Origin of the sequence: Paraburkholderia hiiakae (genome assembly GCF_904848665.1) — a bacterium.
GTDB classification, from domain to species: domain Bacteria; phylum Pseudomonadota; class Gammaproteobacteria; order Burkholderiales; family Burkholderiaceae; genus Paraburkholderia; species Paraburkholderia hiiakae.
The window spans coordinates 264788-280942 of sequence record NZ_CAJHCQ010000006.1; the positions used below are offsets into that span (position 1 = coordinate 264788).

Here is a 16155-nt window from a genome sequence, read left to right on the forward strand (position 1 = left end):
GTGTGGACCATCCGCTGATCTTCGGTTTTGCACTGGTAGCCACCGACGTCGTGGTGTGGCGCTGCGCGGTTCCGTCCAATGAAGTGGCGCGTTTGCTCACGCGACTGGGCATTTATGCGGTGTTTAGCGCACTGCTGTTCGATGCGGGGCTGAGCCCTTTCTCCGAAGCGCCATTCGATGCCTCGCGCGGCTTGCATGTGGCGGGTGCGGTGCTCGAGATCATCTGGTGGCTGACCGGCGCGCGCCTGCTGAGCCTGGTGCTCGACACCCTGTTCCTGCCAAAGATGTGGCGTCGCCAACGGCTCTTCGAAGATGTCTTCAGCGCCGTGACGTTTCTTGCCGCCGTTGTCGCCTCGCTGGCGTTCGTGCTGGAGTTGCCGGTACGCGGACTCGTTGCCACCTCCGGCGCGCTTGCGATCGTAGTCGGCCTCGCGATCCAGAGCACACTGAGCGATGTCTTTGCGGGCATCGTGATCAATACGACGGAGCCCTACGAGGTCGGCAACTGGGTCTCCATCGACGGCGTGGAAGGCAAGGTGCTGGAGATGAACTGGCGGGCCACGCATCTGCTGACCGGGCAGGGCGATGTGATCATCGTGCCCAACGCCGTGGCCGCGAAAGCGAAGATTACCAATAGCAGCCGCCCCGCGGCGCTGCACGGCCTGACCATCACGCTGGAAATCACGCCCGAGGCGCGACCGGGCGTCGTACTCGATGCGCTCGGACTCGCGCTCAAGGGTACGCGCGCGGTGCTGGCCGACCCCGCGCCATCCGTGCTCGTGAAGGGCGCGTGCGTGCAGTCGATGTCGTATGAGGTGATCGCCTTCGTCGACGATATGGGCAAGAAGTCCGCCGTGGCCAACGAACTCTACGATTTGTGCTACCGCCACCTCGCGGCGGCAGGAATCGAACTCCGTGCGCCTGGCGAGCCTCGCGCACGCGACCTGGCGGTGGACTTGCGCGACCGCCGGATCGGCGTGCTGCGCCGCGTTCAACTCTTCGGCGCGTTGCCGCCCGATGATCTCGCGCGGCTTGCACAAGCGCTCACCTGCCATGCGTATGAAGCCGGCGAGGTCCTGATCACACCAGGCACCGTTTCCGACTTGCTGATGATCGTCGATTCGGGCGTGTTGTCGACAGTCGCCAGCAAGGGGGAGGAACAGATCGAAGTCGCGCGGCTCGGTCCGGGCGAAACGTGCGGTGAAGACGGCTTGCTTGCAGGAATACCCGCGCGCGTGACGATCTCCGCGCTCACGAATAGCGTGCTCTACAGCGTAAAGAAGGATGCGTTGACACCCTTATTCAAGAGCAACCCCGAAATCGTGCATTCGATGTGCGCAGAGGTGTCCCGTCGGCAGCATACGCTGGACAAGATGGGCACGGCAAAATCCGCAGTGAGGTCGGAAGAATCGTTCTTTCAATGGCTGATCGACAGGGTCCGCGAGCTTCACGACCTGACTCTCTAAGCGGGGCCATTCAATCGAATCGGCATTGTCCGTTCGAACGTTTTTCAAACGCGCATGGGCTCCGGCAGGAAACAGCCGGTTTGATTATGGTTAGCAGTGCGTCGCATGACACGGTCCGAAGAAGCGAGGGAGATATGCCAAGAATCTGGGAGAGCCTTACGCTGGAAGACGCGAAGAAGATGGTCTGCGCGGCGCAGGCGAGGGCTACGAGTCTCGGTGTGCCGTACAACGTAGCGGTAGTGGATGCGGGCGGGCATCTGATTGCTTTCGTTCGACAAGACGGTGCGCTGATCGGCAGCATCGATCTGGCGATCGACAAGGCTACCACCGCGCGAATCTTCAACAAGGCGACCGCCGAACTGGCGACACTCGCCCAGTCGGGCAAGCCTCTGTTCGGCATTCAGGAAACCAACGCCGGGAAAGTCGTGATTTTCGGCGGCGGAATTCCCGTTGTGTTCAACGGCGATGTCATCGGCGCGGTGGGAGCCAGTGCGGGGACCGTCGAGCAGGATATCGACGTTGCCGAGGCAGCGCTCGCCGCGCTCGACTTCTAAGGGCTGGCGCGAGAGGAGGCATGTGTGGAAAAAGACTATCTGAAAGCGACGCGCCCCGGTGAAGTAGACGCTCCGATCTCGGTGTTCTCGAGCCCGCAGGAGCAGATGTTTCCTTTGCTGCGCGAGCGCGAAATCGCGAGAGTGCGCGCATTCGGAAAGGAAATGCGCTGGAAGGCCGGTGAACTGATGTTCTCCATGGGTCATCCCGCGCCAGGTCTCATCGTTCTGCTGGAGGGGCAGGTGAACGTAATCCGTCGCGATGCGATGGGACGCGTGCACAGGACCTTCGAGTACCGTGCAAGGCAGTTCATGGGGGAAATCGCGCAACTATTCGACCATGCCTGTCTTGGCGACGGCATCGTCGTCGAAGATGCGGCTGCGATCGTGATTCAATCCGCGGCGCTGCTCCGGCTGCTGGTGATGGAGGCCGAGCTGGGCGAGAAGATCATGCGCGCGTTCATTCTGAGGCGCGTGGGGTTGATCGAGTGCGGCAGCGGCCCGGTGCTGATCGGCGACTCCGCCGATGCGCGTGTGATTGCACTGCAGGACCTGCTCAGACGCAATTCGTACCCGTATTCACTGATCGACGCACGCGAGGACCCCGACACCATATCGCTACTTCAGCGCTTTTCCGCAACCGAGGCCGAATTGCCCATTGTCGTATGCCCGGATGGCTCGATACTTCGCGCACCGAACGAAAGCCAGCTGGCAGCGCGTCTTGGCTGGCTGCCCGACTTCGACGCGTCGCATATCTACGATGTTCTCATCGTGGGGGCTGGGCCTGCAGGGCTCGCCGCCGCCGTGTACGCGGCGTCCGAGGGGCTGTCGGTGGCCATGTTCGACAGTTGGGGGCCAGGCGGACAGGCAGGCACGAGCGCGCGGATCGAAAATTATCTGGGCTTTCCCGCTGGCATCTCCGGAGAGGCGTTGACCGGACGCGCCTTCATGCAGGTCCAGAAGTTCGGCGTTCATATTTCGATTCCGACAAGCGTGAAATCGCTTTGTTGCGATTGCCTGCCGCTCGCCGTGGAACTCGATACCGGCAAGCGTGTCGTTTCGCACACGGTAGTCGTTGCCTGTGGAGCAGTCTACGTGAGACCGGATATCGACGGTCTCGAGCGCATGACAGGGCGGGGCGTATTCTTTGGGTCGTCGCCGGTCGAGGCGAAGCTGTGTCAAGGCCTGGACGTCGTGGTCGTTGGGGGCGGAAATTCTTCGGGGCAAGGCGTCGTGTATCTCGCGTCCTACGCGCGACACGTCCATTTGATCACGCGTGAACACAGTCTCAATGTGCACATGTCGCAGTATTTGATCGACCGGATTGGTCAATTGGCCAACGTGACGCTCTATACCGACACCGAAGTGAAGTCGCTCACCGATGACGAGAGCGGCCTCGCCCAGGTCAATTGCCAGGGCCCGCTTGGTGATCTTTCGTTCAGCGTTCGGCATCTTTTCCTCTTTACCGGCGCCGAGCCGAATACTCAATGGCTTGACGACTGCCGTATTGAAACGGATGCCAAAGGCTTCGTGCTGACCGGTGCCGTTGCGCACGGCGGTCGCGACGAAGGCTGCCAGACGCTCGAGACGAGTGTGAGCGGCGTGTTTGCAATCGGCGACGTTCGCTATGGATCGACCAAGCGCGTATCCGCCGCGGTTGGCGAAGGGGCAGGCGTGGTGGCGCAAATTCATGCCGTACTCCCCGGGCGGCGGCTGCGCTTGAAGGAGGCACTCGAAGCCGAACGGCGTGCAGTGTAATCAAATTGTAGTGTTTATCCTGGCAAATTGGATGGCCAACTCGTCGCGACGCCACATTAGGTATATTGACTGCTCCAGGGTCAATCCAAGGTGAAGCGTTGTGGCCACTCAACCGGACGCCGTGGGCGAAGCCTTTCTGTTCGGCCCTTTCCAGCTCATACCCGCGCAGCGCATGTTGTTCAATGGCGGCACAGCTGTGCGCGTGGGCAACCGTGCCCTGGAGATTCTGGTCGCGCTCGTCGAGCGATCGGGCGAACTCGTCACCAAACAGGAATTGATGGCGCGGGCCTGGCCGAACATCGTGGTTGAAGAAAGCAACCTCAAGGTGCAGATCACCGCTTTGCGAAAGGTGCTGGGCGAAGGTCCGCTGGATCAACGCTATCTCGCCACCGTGGTTGGCCGCGGCTATCGCTTCGTCGCGCAAGTGGAGCGTGTCGCGCCGGCGCCGGACGACATGCATGGCGGCAGGTGGCCGGGGCGTCGCCACAACGTTCCTTTCGCGCTGGTGCGTCCGCTCGGGCGGGCTGCGGACATTGCATCGCTGCGCGAACCCCTGTTCCATACCCGGCTGGTGACGATTACGGGTCCGGGCGGTATCGGCAAGACGACGGTGGCGCTCGCCGTGGCGCGTCGAATGCTCGAAGAGGAGCAGCGCGAGATCTGGTTCATTGATTTGTCCACGATCACCGACGCACGTCTCGTCCCAAATGCCATCGCGGCCACGTTGGGGCTGGCGGTCCATTCGAACGACGTCGCGTCGGCGCTGGCGAGCTATTTTTCGCTGCGCGAACGCCCGCAACTCGTTGTGCTCGACAGTTGCGAGCACGTCATCGAAGCCGCGAGTGCGATTGCCGAGCGCATCGTCTGCGCTTCGCCCCAGATACTCGTGTTGGCGACCAGCCGGGAGCCACTGGCGGCGGCCGGCGAGCACGTGTATCGCCTCGAGCCGCTCGCCACCCCCGCTCACACGACGGGACTGACAGCTAGCGACGCCCTGCGCTTTCCGGCAGTGCAGTTGTTCGTGGAACGTGCGACGGCACGGCGCGGCGACTTCAAACTCAACGATGACGATGCACCCGTGGTGGCCGAAATCTGCCGGCGGCTCGACGGCATTGCGCTCGCCATCGAACTGGCGGCAACGCGCCTCGATGCATTCGGCGTTCACGAGTTGCTGGACCTGCTCAATGACCGCTTTTGCGCACTCGGACAGGGACGGCGCACGGCCCCCGAGCGCCACCGTACGCTCGCGGCGATGCTGGACTGGAGTCATCAACTGCTGCCCGAATGCGAACGCATCGTACTGCGCCGCGTGAGCGTGTTCGCAGGCAGCTTCGTGCTGCGCGCGGTCGACGCCGTGGCGAAGGCAGACGACATTTCCGGCTGCAATGTCATCGACGCGATGGCGAGCCTCGTGGCGAAATCGATGGTCACGGCGGATGTTCGCGGCGAAACCGTGCATTACCGGCTGCTCGATTCGACGCGCGATTATGCGCGGCGCAAGCTCGCCGAAGCGGGTGAAGTGGACATCGTGGCGTGTCGCCACGCGGAGCACTTTCGCGACCTGTACGCGCGTGCCGAGGATCAATGGAACGCGCCGCCCGACGAGCGCTGGGCGGACGTACATCTACGTGTGATAGACGACGTGCGCGCCGCGCTGGATTGGGCGTTCTCCGCGCGCGGCGACAGCGCGCTTGGCGTCGCGCTCACGGTGTCGACCATTCCAGTGTGGCTGCGTCTTTCCTCGCTGGAGGAATGCCGTATTCGTGTTCAGCAGGCATTGTTCACGATCGATCCCGGCTCACACGCGCTCGACCCTTATCGGATGAAGCTTCATACAGCGCTCGCCTCAGCGACCATGTACACCTGCGGAATGATTCCCGAGGTGGACATCGCGTGGTCGACGGCATTGGCCATCGCGCAAACGTTGGACGATAAGGAGTATCAGCTCCGTGCCTTGTTCGCGGCCTGTTGCGCCGTGGTTTATGAGGGCAAATATCGCGCAGCCGACGAACTGTTGCACAAGTTCCGTGCAGTCGCGGCGTCATCGGGCAACGCCGTTGCGCTTTCCGATGGGGACAGGCTTGCTGCGTTCGCGTGGCATCACATGGGCAAGCAGGCCGAAACCCGCGAGCATCTCGAGCGTGTGTTGAGTCGCCAGGTCGCGCCGCTTCAGCGGCCGCAACTCTCGCCAATTCACGTCGACTGGCGTAGCGGTTCCCGCACCATTTTGTCCAATGTGTTATGGCTTCAGGGCTTTCCCGAGCGCGCGCTGCAAACCGAACACGAAGCGAGAAGCAACGCGCTAGCCAGCGCTCACCCATTGACACTCGGCTATGTGCTGGCGCTTGGCTCGGTGCCGCTCGCGATTCACACCGGCGATCTTGCCATGGCCGAAGCCACGCTCAAGATCCTGCAGGAGAATCTGGCAAAACACGGTCTCGTCATTTTCGATGCGATCACACGCTGTCTGCATGGTGAGCTGCTCATCGAACAAGGAGTTCCGGCGGGGCTTCCCATACTCCGTGCCGCGCTGGAGCAGTTGCATCGCGAACGTGTGGGGCTGCGCTATTCAAGGTTCGCGGGCGTCTACGCGCGAGGTCTGCTTGCGTTTGGCCGTAGCGCCGAGGCGCGCGCGGCGATCGAGGGCGCGCTGGATTGGGCGTATGCGCACGGTGAGTTGTGGTGCCTGCCGGAACTGTTGCGTATCAAGGGCGAAATACTCGAAGAGACTGACGCGCTGGATTTGCTGGGTTCATCCGATCGACTTTATCAGCAGGCAATCGAACTTGCTGGCCAGCAAGGCGCGCTTTCCTGGGCGCTGCGCGCGGCGACGAGTATAGCTCGCCTGAGCCACAGGCTTGGAAAAACGGACCACGCGCAGGCACTTCTCGTTTCCGTGTATGAGCAGTTCACCGAGGGCTTCGACACCGCGGACCTGAAAGCGGCGAAAGCGCAACTCGACTGCTTGCGCAAAACGCACGTGTAGCGCTATTCCTCGTGGCGCGGTTTTGGCTGAAGCCGGTGCCGGGCATTATGCGACACTGTGCGCGCCCAATCGCGCCGTCGTGCCGTGCTTGCCGCGCCAGCGGTGCGGCGTATCGTCGACGTGGCGTCGAAAGACCGTGGTGAAGTGCGCTTGCGTTCGAAAGCCGACGCTGAATGCAATATCGGCAACGGTTGACTTCGTGGTTGCGAGAAGCGTCTGCGCGTGCTCTATGCGTCTGCGCAGGATGAACGTATGAGGCGTCGTGCCCGTCGCCGCGCGAAAGCGCGCCGCGAAATGCATGGGCGAAAGACCCACCGCCGCGCCCAGTTCGGCCGATGTCATGCTCTGGTCGATACGCTGGTCGATGAAATCGATCGCCATCTTCACCCGCCATGCTTCGAGCGGGGAAACCGAGGGCGCGCGCGCGGGTTTGACCGCGGCGCGCGCCACCATGATTTCCAGCAGGCGCGCGAGGATCGACAGCGTAATGCTATCCGCGTAAATCGAGCTCGTGGAAGATTTGCCGTGCATGGCGCGCAAGAGCGTGCCGGTCAGCTTGAAAACAACCGGGTCCCGCAGATGTTCGGGCTCGGACAGAACAGCATCGATATCGCACGCCGCGTCGTTGTCGAGCCACTCCGTGAGCCAGTGCGCCGGCACGTGAACATGGAGGAAGTCGCTTGGCGTGGCGAAACGCGCGTCGACTTCGGAGCTGGCCGGTATTACGAGCGCCGCGCCGCGATCTACGACGCCATCGTGAAACGCGATTCCGTTGATCGCGAGCGTCAGGAGCGATTGATTCAGGCAAAGCGCGACGAGAATGCAACTGCTGTCAATGCGGGTGCCCCATGCCTTCGGTGTTCCGCTCGTCCAGCGCAAAACCTCGGGGCGGTCGAACGGGCGCTCCGGTTCGCACGAAACGGCTTCGCCCGAACGGGCTGAATTGACATATTGACCGACGATAAGTGGCGCGTTCATGAATCTATCCCCAGTGTCCGATCGTTCGTGCAAGTCGCGCAGGCTGGAGGACACTCGCGTGCCCGGCCTTCGCAGACAGGCTCCACGCACGCAGTACGCAGCAGGAGCCTGACTTCAAGATATCGCGCTGACGACCGCGCCGGTAGTCTACGGGGGTATGGCCCGCTGCAGTGGAACCTCCCTGGTACTAAACGAAGGTATAGGAACGTAGCGAAGAAAATAAAGCGTGCGTTCCGGAAATACGTGCGCGCGGGTATCGGCAACAATGATCCGTGCCACGACGTTACGCGGCTAAGAGAAGATTTTCGGGGAGCATCCATGGATAGCCTGACCCGCCGCCAGTTCCTCAAGCTTTCTGCAACCACATTGGCGAGTTCGAGCCTCGCGCTCATGGGATTCTCGCCCGCCACCGCCTTGGCGGAAGTTCGCCAGTACAAGCTCATGCGAACCACCGAGGTCAGAAACACCTGCACCTATTGCTCGGTGGGCTGCGGAATATTGATGTATGCCCTCGGCGACAACGCGAAGAACGCCAAAGCCAGCATCATCCATATTGAAGGCGACCCGGACCATCCGGTGAATCGAGGCACGCTATGCCCCAAGGGCGCGAGCCTGCTCGACATCATCCATAGCGACGCCCGGCTCAAGTTCCCGGAATACCGCGCCCCCGGCTCCGACAAATGGGTACCCATCTCATGGAACGACGCATTCGACCGTATAGCGGAGCTCATTAAAGCGGATCGCGACGCGAATTTCATTCAGCGAAGCGACGAAGGCAAGCTCGTCAACCGTTGGGTCACGACTGGATTTCTTGCGGCTTCCGCTGCCAGCAATGAAGCGGGCTATCTTACCCACAAGGTCGTGCGCAGCCTCGGGATGCTTGCATTCGACAATCAGGCGCGTGTCTGACACGGCCCGACGGTGGCAGGTCTTGCCCCGACGTTTGGCCGCGGTTCAATGACGAACCATTGGGTGGATATCAGAAATGCCGATGTGATTTTGGTAATGGGCGGCAATGCAGCCGAGGCGCACCCGTGCGGGTTCAAATGGGTCGTCGAGGCCAAGGCGCATCGAGGCGCACGCCTTGTCGTGGTCGATCCGCGCTATACGCGGACCGCTTCGGTAGCGGATTACTATGCGCCGATCAGGACGGGAACCGATATCGCGTTTCTTGGCGGCGTCATCAACTATCTGCTGACTACCAACCAGATTCAGCACGAGTACGTAAAGCACTACACCGATTTCAGCTTCATCGTGCGAGAGGACTTCGCATTCGAAAACGGGCTTTATTCCGGCTATGACGCCGCGAAACGAGCATACGACCGGAGCACGTGGGAATACGAGTTCGATGAAACAGGCTACGTGAAGGCCGACGAGACCTTATCGCATCCCAGATGTGTCTACCAGCTAATGAAGAACCACTTCTCCCGTTACACGCCGGAGATGGTGGAAAAGATATGCGGGACGCCGCGGGAGAAGTTCCTGCACGTATGCGAGATACTCGCCAGCACCGCTGTGCCCAATCGCGCCGGCACGGTTCTCTACGCGCTTGGATGGACCCATCACTCTATTGGATCGCAGATCATTCGGACCGGCGCCATGGTGCAACTGCTGCTGGGCAACATCGGCATTTCCGGCGGCGGCGTTAACGCATTGCGCGGTCATTCCAATATTCAGGGATTGACGGATCTCGGGCTGCTGAGTGAGATGCTGCCCGGTTATATGGAACTGCCGTGGGAGAACGAGCAGGACTACGAGGCCTATATCCAGCACCACGCGCTCAAGCCGCTGCGTCCCAATCAATTGAGCTACTACCAGAACTACCGGGCCTTTTTCGTCAGCATGATGAAATCCTGGTGGGGCGATACAGCGACGAAAGAAAACAACTGGGCATATGACTATCTGCCGAAGCCCGACAAGACCTACGACCTGATTCAAAACGTCGAGTCGATGAGCCAGGGGAAGATGACGGGCTATGTCTGCCAGGGTTTCAACATGATTGCCTCGGCCCCTAACAAGGCCAAGGTTTTCGAGGGACTATGCAAGCTCAAGTGGCTCGTCATCATGGACCCGCTCGCCACGGAAACTTCCGAGTTCTGGAAGGATTTCGGCGACTATCACAAGGCCGATTCGTCGAAGATCCAGACGGAGGTCTTCCGGTTGCCGACGACATGCTTCGCCGAAGAGAACGGCTCGGTCGTCAGTTCTTCGCGCGTCCTGCAGTGGCATTGGAAAGGTGCCGAGCCGCCGGGAGATGCACTCGGCGACGCCGAGATCATGTCGAACCTATTCCTGCGTTTGCGCGAGCGGTATCGCAGTGAAGGCGGAGCCTGGTCCGAGCCGATACTCAAGCTCAACTGGCCCTATGCGAACCCCGCAAGCCCGACACCCGAGGAACTGGCCAAAGAGTACAACGGGTCGGCGCTTTCCGATCTTGAAGATCCACGTAGTCCCGGCAAGCTCGCAGTGAGAGCCGGGCAGCAATTGGCGGGCTTCTCGCAGCTTCGCGACGATGGAAGCACGGCGAGCGGATGCTGGGTCTTCTGCGGCGCATGGACGGAAGCGGGAAACATGATGGCCCGCCGCGACAATAGCGACCCCACGAATATCGGGCAGTCGCTCGGCTGGGCATGGGCATGGCCCGACAATCGACGCATTCTCTATAACCGCGCATCGTGCGACCTGAATGGCCAGCCATTCGATCCCAGCCGCGCCATCGTGAAATGGGATGGCAAGCAATGGAGCGGGGCGGATGTGATCGACTACGAAAAAGACGAGGCGCCGTCGCTGGGAATGGGGCCCTTCATCATGAACCCCGAAGGCGTGGCGCGCTTCTTCGCGCGAGCAAGGATGAACGAAGGGCCATTCCCGGAACACTACGAACCCTTCGAGACGCCGCTCGGCTTCAATCCCCTTCACCCGGATCATCCCGAGGTCACGAACAACCCTGTCGCGCGCGTTTTCGCGAGGGACCGGAAGGATTTTGGCACGGCGGCGGAATTTCCCTATACAGCCACGACGTATCGGCTAACCGAACACTTCCACTTCTGGACGAAACATGCCCGCCTGAATGCCATCATTCAGCCCGAGCAATTCGTGGAAATCGGCGATGAGCTTGCCAATGAATTGCGGATCGTTTCGGGAGACACCGTGAGGGTGTCTTCACGGCGTGGGCACATCATCGCAATCGCCCTGGTTACGAAACGCATCCAGCCGCTCAGGGTCGACGGAAGAACGGTGCATACGGTGGGCGTGCCCCTTCATTGGGGCTACAAAGGCCTTGCGAAGCCCGGCTATCTAGCCAATACGCTCACGCCATCGGTCGGCGACGCCAACACGCAGACGCCGGAATTCAAGTCCTTCCTCGTCAAGGTCGAAAAAGTGTGAGGTGCGAACGTGTCTCTTCAGTCACTCGATATCAAGCGGCTATCCGCCACGACCGTGCCGCCACCCGGCGACCGCAGTCCCGTGACCGGCACGGTGGCGAAGCTCATCGACGTTTCGAAGTGCATAGGATGCAAGGCATGTCAGACGGCATGCATGGAGTGGAACGACCTGAGGGATGAAATTGGCGATAACGTCGGGGTCTATGACAATCCACGCGACCTATCGGAACATTCGTGGACTGTCATGCGCTTCACGGAATATGTGAACCCTAAAGGCGATCTGGAATGGCTCATCCGCAAGGATGGGTGCATGCACTGTGCCGACCCCGGCTGCCTCAAGGCCTGCCCGTCGCCGGGCGCTATCGTGCAGTACACGAACGGCATCGTCGATTTTCACGAAGAAAATTGTATTGGCTGCGGTTACTGCATAGCGGGCTGTCCCTTCAATATACCGAGGCTCTCCAAATCCGATCATCGCATGTATAAATGCACACTCTGCTCGGATCGTGTGGCCGTGGGGCAGGAACCTGCGTGCGCCAAGACGTGCCCGACCGGCGCAATCATGTTTGGGACCAAAGAAGACATGAAGGCGCAGGCGGCCGACCGAATTTCGGACCTGAAGCAAAGAGGGTTCGAGAACGCCGGACTCTACGATCCGGCTGCGGTTGGTGGGACTCACGTCATGTATGTGCTGCATCACGCGGACCAGCCTTCTCTTTATCACGGGCTTCCGGACCGGCCGCGCATCAATCCGCTCGTCATGGTCTGGAAAGGCATTGCCAAGCCGCTGGCGCTGGCGGTGCTGCTTCTTACCGCTGTGACGACGTTCTTGCACTACATCCGGATCGGACCAAACAGAGTCCACGAGTCCGATGAAGAAGCTGCGCGCGCCGAAATAGAAGCCAGCAAGGAGCCGAAAGATGAGCAACGATAGTCCCGTGCGCGATCTGCGCATCGAGCGCTATAACGCCAACGCGCGCACCATTCATTGGATCACGGCGATCAGCTTTGTGCTGCTCGCGTTGTCGGGCCTCGCGCTCTTTCACCCAGCGCTGTTCTGGATTTCAGCGCTGTTTGGCGGCGGCCAGTGGATGAGAATCCTGCATCCGTTCATCGGCCTCGTGATGTTCTGCGCTTTCTCCGGCCTCGCCATACGCTACTGGCATCACAACCTGATCCAGTTCAGTGACATTCAATGGCTCTTGCGCATCGCGAATATTCTCCAGAATCAGGAGGAGGGGCTTCCGGAGGCCGGACGATACAATGGCGGCCAGAAGATGCTGTTCTGGACGCTATTGCCATGCATGATCACGCTTCTTCTGTCCGGTATCGTTTTGTGGCGCCGCTATTTCTCCGCATACTTTCCCATCGACGTCATCCGCTTTGCAGCATTGGTTCACGCTCTGGTGGCCTTCGTTCTGATTCTGGCGATCATGGTGCACATCTACGCGGGAATATGGATCGACGGCACGCTGGGTGCGATGCTTCATGGCTACGTTACGCCGGGGTGGGCCAGAAAGCACCACCCGCGCTGGTTTCGCTCAATCATCAAGTCGCAGGATCTGGAGTGACTCAAAGCGTATTCGATCGACGGGCATCATCGCTGCAGCGCCACCACGAGAAAATGAAATGGCATGGCCAGCAGAACGGTGGCCACGAAGCCGAGCAACCAGAGTATGGCGAACCAGGTCATACGTTTGCCTAGCGTCGGCTGCTCTTCGTGCGGGGAATCGGACATGGTTGCAGCCTCCCTCAATGATACTGGCTACCTTGCTGGACCTTGCCGCGAAAGACCCAATAGCCCGCAGTGGTGTACACGAGAATGATGGGGATGATGATCACTGCGCCAACGAGCGCAAAGAGTTGACTTGATCTCGGCGATGCCGCTTCCCACAACGTAACGGAAGTGGGTATGGCATACGGCCAGATGCTGATGAGCAGCCCAATGTAGCCGAGCAGGACCAGAATGTTGCAAAGCACGAAGGGCGCGACTTCGGCGCGCCGCCTGACTGCGCGGTACATCGCGACGATCGTTACGGCGACCAGGATCGGGACCGGGTAGAGTCTGTAGCGGAACGCCGAACTGAACCATCGCGCAGCGACTTCGGCATCACTCAGCGGTGTCCAGACGCTCACGGCGACGATGAATCCAAGCAGGGCGAGTGTCATGGGCCAGACGATCGTATAGAGCGTCTCTTGCAGCTCGCCTTCGGTCTTCATCACGAGGTACGTGGCGCCTTGAAGCGCATAGGTGACCATGAGGCCCATGCCGGTGAAGAAACCGAACGGAGTCACCCAAAAGAACGGATCTCCGGCGAAAACACCATCCTTTACGGGAATGCCTTTAAGATAGGCGCCGAGAATCACGCCCTGAAAGAAAGCAGCGCCCGCGGAGCCGCAAATAAAGGCGAGATTCCAAAGATTTTTGGTGCGATTGGCTTTGCCTCGCAACTCGAACGAGACACCGCGAAAGATCAAACAGACGAGCATGAAGACGACAGGCAAGTAAAGCCCCGATAGCGCGACGGCGTACACCATGGGGAATGCGGCGAACAACGCTGCCCCGCCGAGTACCAGCCAGGTTTCATTGCCATCCCAGACAGGAGCGATACTGTGCATCAACATGTCGCGCGTGGTGTCCGATGGGAAAAATGGGAAAATCATCCCAACGCCCAGATCGAACCCGTCGAGCACGATATACATGAAGAGACCAATGGCGATGATGGTTGCCCATACGACAGTGACATCCATGGCGGACTCCTGAAGAATTGCACGCGAGGCTCTTGGGAGAGCACTATTCGGTCGCCGCGGCGAGGGGGCGGCGGCCGCCGGCTTCGGGGCGCTGAACGGGCTTTACCGACTCAGTGGCTTCGCTTTCCGATGGCGGGCCATCGTAAATGAGCTTAAGAATGTAATAGATGCCCGTGCCGAAGACGAGCAGATAGACCATGAAGAAAACCAGGAGGGACACGCCCGCGCTTTGCGAAGTCAAAGGCGAGACGGCGTCTCGGGTTCGCAGCACGCCGTACACGACCCACGGCTGCCGACCTGCTTCGGTGGTGATCCAGCCCGCGATGAGGGAGACGATACCCATCGGCCCCATGAGAACGGTTAGCCACTGGTAGGCACGAAACTCGAAGAGTTTGCCGCCTCGCCGCAGGAGCGCGCCCAGCAATGCAGTCAGAATCATCAATACACCAAGCCCCGCCATGATTCGAAATGTCCAGAAGATCAGGGGCGAATACGGCCGGTCCTCTTTGGGGAATTCCTTCAGTCCGCGAATTTCACCGTCCCAGCTATGAGTGAGAATCAGGCTGCCGAGGTGAGGGATCTGGATCGCGTAGCGTGTTGTTTCGGCATCCATATCGGGAAAGCCGATCAGATTCAGCGCCGTGCCGCCCTTTTCCGTCTCCCAGAGCCCTTCTATTGCGGCAATCTTCGCGGGCTGATAGCGCCGCGTGTTCAGCCCATGCTGGTCGCCAACAAAGGCTTGAATGGGGGCGAGGAACAGGAGGAGCCAAAGCGCCATCGAATACATGGTTTTGACTTGCGGATCGCGCCGTCCGTGCAGAAGATGCCAACCGCCCGTCGCGGCAACGACCCATGCGGCGACGATAAACGCCGCCATTGTCATGTGCGCGAGGCGATACGGAAACGACGGATTGAAAATGACGGCTAGCCAGTCCACGGGAACGACATGGCCATTCTCGATCCTGAACCCCTGCGGCGTTTGCATCCAGCTATTCGACGCAAGAATCCAGAACGTGGAGATGAGCGTGCCGATTGCGACGAGCAGCGTGGCGGCAAAGTGCGGTTTTGCGCCGACCTTTTCCCAGCCGAACAACATGATCCCGAGGAAGCCGGCTTCGAGAAAGAACGCGGTCATCACCTCGTAGGTCAGAAGCGGCCCGGTAATCGGACCTGCGAAACGCGAGAATCCAGACCAGTTCGTGCCGAATTGATACGCCATGACGACGCCTGAAACCACGCCCATGCCAAAGCCGATCGCGAAGATCTTCGACCAGTACATCGACAATGTCTTGTAATGCAGCTTTCCGGTCTTCAGATAGCAAGCTTCGAGGACCGCGAGGAAACTCGCGAGACCAATGCTCAGCGCGGGAAAAACGATGTGGACAGAGACGGTAAAGGCAAACTGAAGCCGTGACAGATCGAGCGCTTTGGCATCCATCGTGACCACCCTTTGACGAGATGAGCGGACCGCAGCCGCTCCAACACGAGCACACTAGCGCGTGGGGCGAGCGTTGGAAACACTACTGCGGTATGCGAATTGCGAGGCGCAGTATCACTGACCTATACCGTCGTATAGGGATGAGAAAAAATCGGAAAAGACATCGAGTGCAGCCGCAACTGGAAAATCGCTCTACACGCCGCGTTATCCATGGAAGGAAGATCGCAACCCAATGCGGCTATTTTTATGTAGTCGCCACGCAGTCCAAAGACGAAAGATCGGAACGACGGCGGTAGTCACGCCTTACCGATCGCCTGGCGTACCTTTTCAAGAATGACGCTCGAGTCGACGGGCTTCTCGAGATAGGCGAGCGCGCCGTTGGCGCGCGCGATGGAACCGTCCTGCGCGTTGGGGTATGCGGTAATGAAGATCGTCGGCGGCGCGCTCCCCTGCGAGAGCAGTAGCGCGTGCATTTCCAGGCCGGACATACCTGGCATGGTGACGTCAGAGATGAGGCACCGCGTTCTGTGGACGGCGCCTGAACGGAGGAACGCGTCGGCTGAGTCGAAAGTCAAGACTTCCCATCCGAAGGCTCGAATGAGACTCTCGATTGATTCCCGGACCGACTCGTCGTCCTCGACTACGGAGACAAGAGCGACTGGAGTCACGCGATTCCTCGGACAGACTGCGCAGACAGGCTGCGGAAGCCCTTCAGGTTGTTAGACTTTCTCATTGCAGGATAGTCCGGCGTAGGGGGGAGGGTAACCATACCAAGGTATAAAAGTGCTCGAAGCCCCGAGGATTTCTTTCATTCTGTTAACTCGACGGTTTCAAACACACG

12 protein-coding genes are annotated in these 16155 nt (G+C 60.0%); 7 read left to right on the forward strand and 5 right to left on the reverse strand.

The window, feature by feature from the left end; translation table 11 throughout:
* Positions 1–2: 2 nt before the first annotated feature.
* From JMY28_RS14295 to JMY28_RS14310, 4 genes are all read left to right on the forward strand, one after another.
* Positions 3–1466 (forward strand): mechanosensitive ion channel family protein, encoded by a 1464-nt coding sequence (locus JMY28_RS14295; RefSeq protein WP_201696581.1) that lies wholly within the window; start codon positions 3–5, stop codon positions 1464–1466.
* 134 nt (positions 1467–1600) lie between these two features.
* Positions 1601–2020 (forward strand): GlcG/HbpS family heme-binding protein, encoded by a 420-nt coding sequence (locus JMY28_RS14300; protein WP_201696582.1) that lies wholly within the window; start codon positions 1601–1603, stop codon positions 2018–2020.
* A 24-nt stretch (positions 2021–2044) separates the two neighbouring features.
* On the forward strand, positions 2045–3775 hold the full coding sequence (locus tag JMY28_RS14305; RefSeq protein WP_236596864.1) for an FAD-dependent oxidoreductase: 1731 nt from the start codon (positions 2045–2047) through the stop codon (positions 3773–3775).
* Positions 3776–3875: 100 nt separating this feature from the next.
* Positions 3876–6761 (forward strand): ATP-binding protein, encoded by a 2886-nt coding sequence (locus JMY28_RS14310; RefSeq protein WP_201696583.1) that lies wholly within the window; start codon positions 3876–3878, stop codon positions 6759–6761.
* 45 nt (positions 6762–6806) lie between these two features.
* Here JMY28_RS14310 and JMY28_RS14315 read toward each other — a convergent pair whose 3' ends face one another.
* Positions 6807–7739, reverse strand: a complete 933-nt coding sequence (locus JMY28_RS14315) for a helix-turn-helix domain-containing protein (protein WP_201696584.1) — start codon at positions 7737–7739, stop codon at positions 6807–6809.
* A 318-nt stretch (positions 7740–8057) separates the two neighbouring features.
* On the opposite strand from JMY28_RS14315, the gene fdnG reads away from it, so the two are divergent.
* From fdnG to JMY28_RS14330, 3 genes are read left to right on the forward strand one after another with little or no spacing between them, the layout of a single operon-like run.
* Entirely contained in the window at positions 8058–11126 is a 3069-nt protein-coding gene (gene fdnG, locus JMY28_RS14320) for a formate dehydrogenase-N subunit alpha (protein ID WP_201696585.1), read from the forward strand.
* 9 nt (positions 11127–11135) lie between these two features.
* Positions 11136–12059 carry a formate dehydrogenase subunit beta gene (gene fdxH, locus JMY28_RS14325; RefSeq protein ID WP_201696586.1) on the forward strand — a complete coding sequence of 308 codons (924 nt, stop codon included), beginning with the start codon at positions 11136–11138 and terminating at the stop codon, positions 12057–12059.
* Positions 12046–12696: a formate dehydrogenase subunit gamma gene (locus JMY28_RS14330; RefSeq protein ID WP_201696587.1), complete on the forward strand. Its 651-nt coding sequence runs from the start codon at positions 12046–12048 to the stop codon at positions 12694–12696. Before fdxH ends, JMY28_RS14330 begins: the two co-directional genes overlap by 14 nt.
* Positions 12697–12722: 26 nt before the next feature.
* Here the strand turns inward: JMY28_RS14330 and JMY28_RS14335 are convergent, their stop codons facing one another.
* The 4 genes from JMY28_RS14335 to JMY28_RS14350 all read right to left on the reverse strand — a co-directional run bounded on the left by JMY28_RS14335 (position 12723) and on the right by JMY28_RS14350 (position 15982).
* The gene (locus JMY28_RS14335; protein ID WP_201696588.1) at positions 12723–12863 is read right to left on the reverse strand and encodes a hypothetical protein; all 141 of its coding nucleotides are present in this window, start codon (positions 12861–12863) and stop codon (positions 12723–12725) included.
* A gap of 14 nt (positions 12864–12877) precedes the next feature.
* Positions 12878–13876 carry a cytochrome d ubiquinol oxidase subunit II gene (gene cydB / locus JMY28_RS14340; protein ID WP_201696589.1) on the reverse strand — a complete coding sequence of 333 codons (999 nt, stop codon included), beginning with the start codon at positions 13874–13876 and terminating at the stop codon, positions 12878–12880.
* A gap of 43 nt (positions 13877–13919) precedes the next feature.
* On the reverse strand, positions 13920–15314 hold the full coding sequence (locus JMY28_RS14345; RefSeq protein WP_201696590.1) for a cytochrome ubiquinol oxidase subunit I: 1395 nt from the start codon (positions 15312–15314) through the stop codon (positions 13920–13922).
* A 296-nt stretch (positions 15315–15610) separates the two neighbouring features.
* Positions 15611–15982, reverse strand: a complete 372-nt coding sequence (locus tag JMY28_RS14350; protein ID WP_201696591.1) for a response regulator transcription factor — start codon at positions 15980–15982, stop codon at positions 15611–15613.
* Positions 15983–16155: the final 173 nt, after the last annotated feature.

Excerpts from the sequence above, each read along its gene's own strand:
- JMY28_RS14300 (WP_201696582.1), top strand. The coding sequence starts at position 1,601 with ATGCCAAGAATCTGGGAGAGCCTTACGCTGGAAGACGCGAAGAAGATG.
- JMY28_RS14315 (WP_201696584.1), bottom strand. The coding sequence starts at position 7,739 with ATGAACGCGCCACTTATCGTCGGTCAATATGTCAATTCAGCCCGTTCG.
- JMY28_RS14330 (WP_201696587.1), top strand. The coding sequence starts at position 12,046 with ATGAGCAACGATAGTCCCGTGCGCGATCTGCGCATCGAGCGCTATAAC.
- JMY28_RS14335 (WP_201696588.1), bottom strand. The coding sequence starts at position 12,863 with ATGTCCGATTCCCCGCACGAAGAGCAGCCGACGCTAGGCAAACGTATG.
- cydB (WP_201696589.1), bottom strand. The coding sequence starts at position 13,876 with ATGGATGTCACTGTCGTATGGGCAACCATCATCGCCATTGGTCTCTTC.
- JMY28_RS14345 (WP_201696590.1), bottom strand. The coding sequence starts at position 15,314 with ATGGATGCCAAAGCGCTCGATCTGTCACGGCTTCAGTTTGCCTTTACC.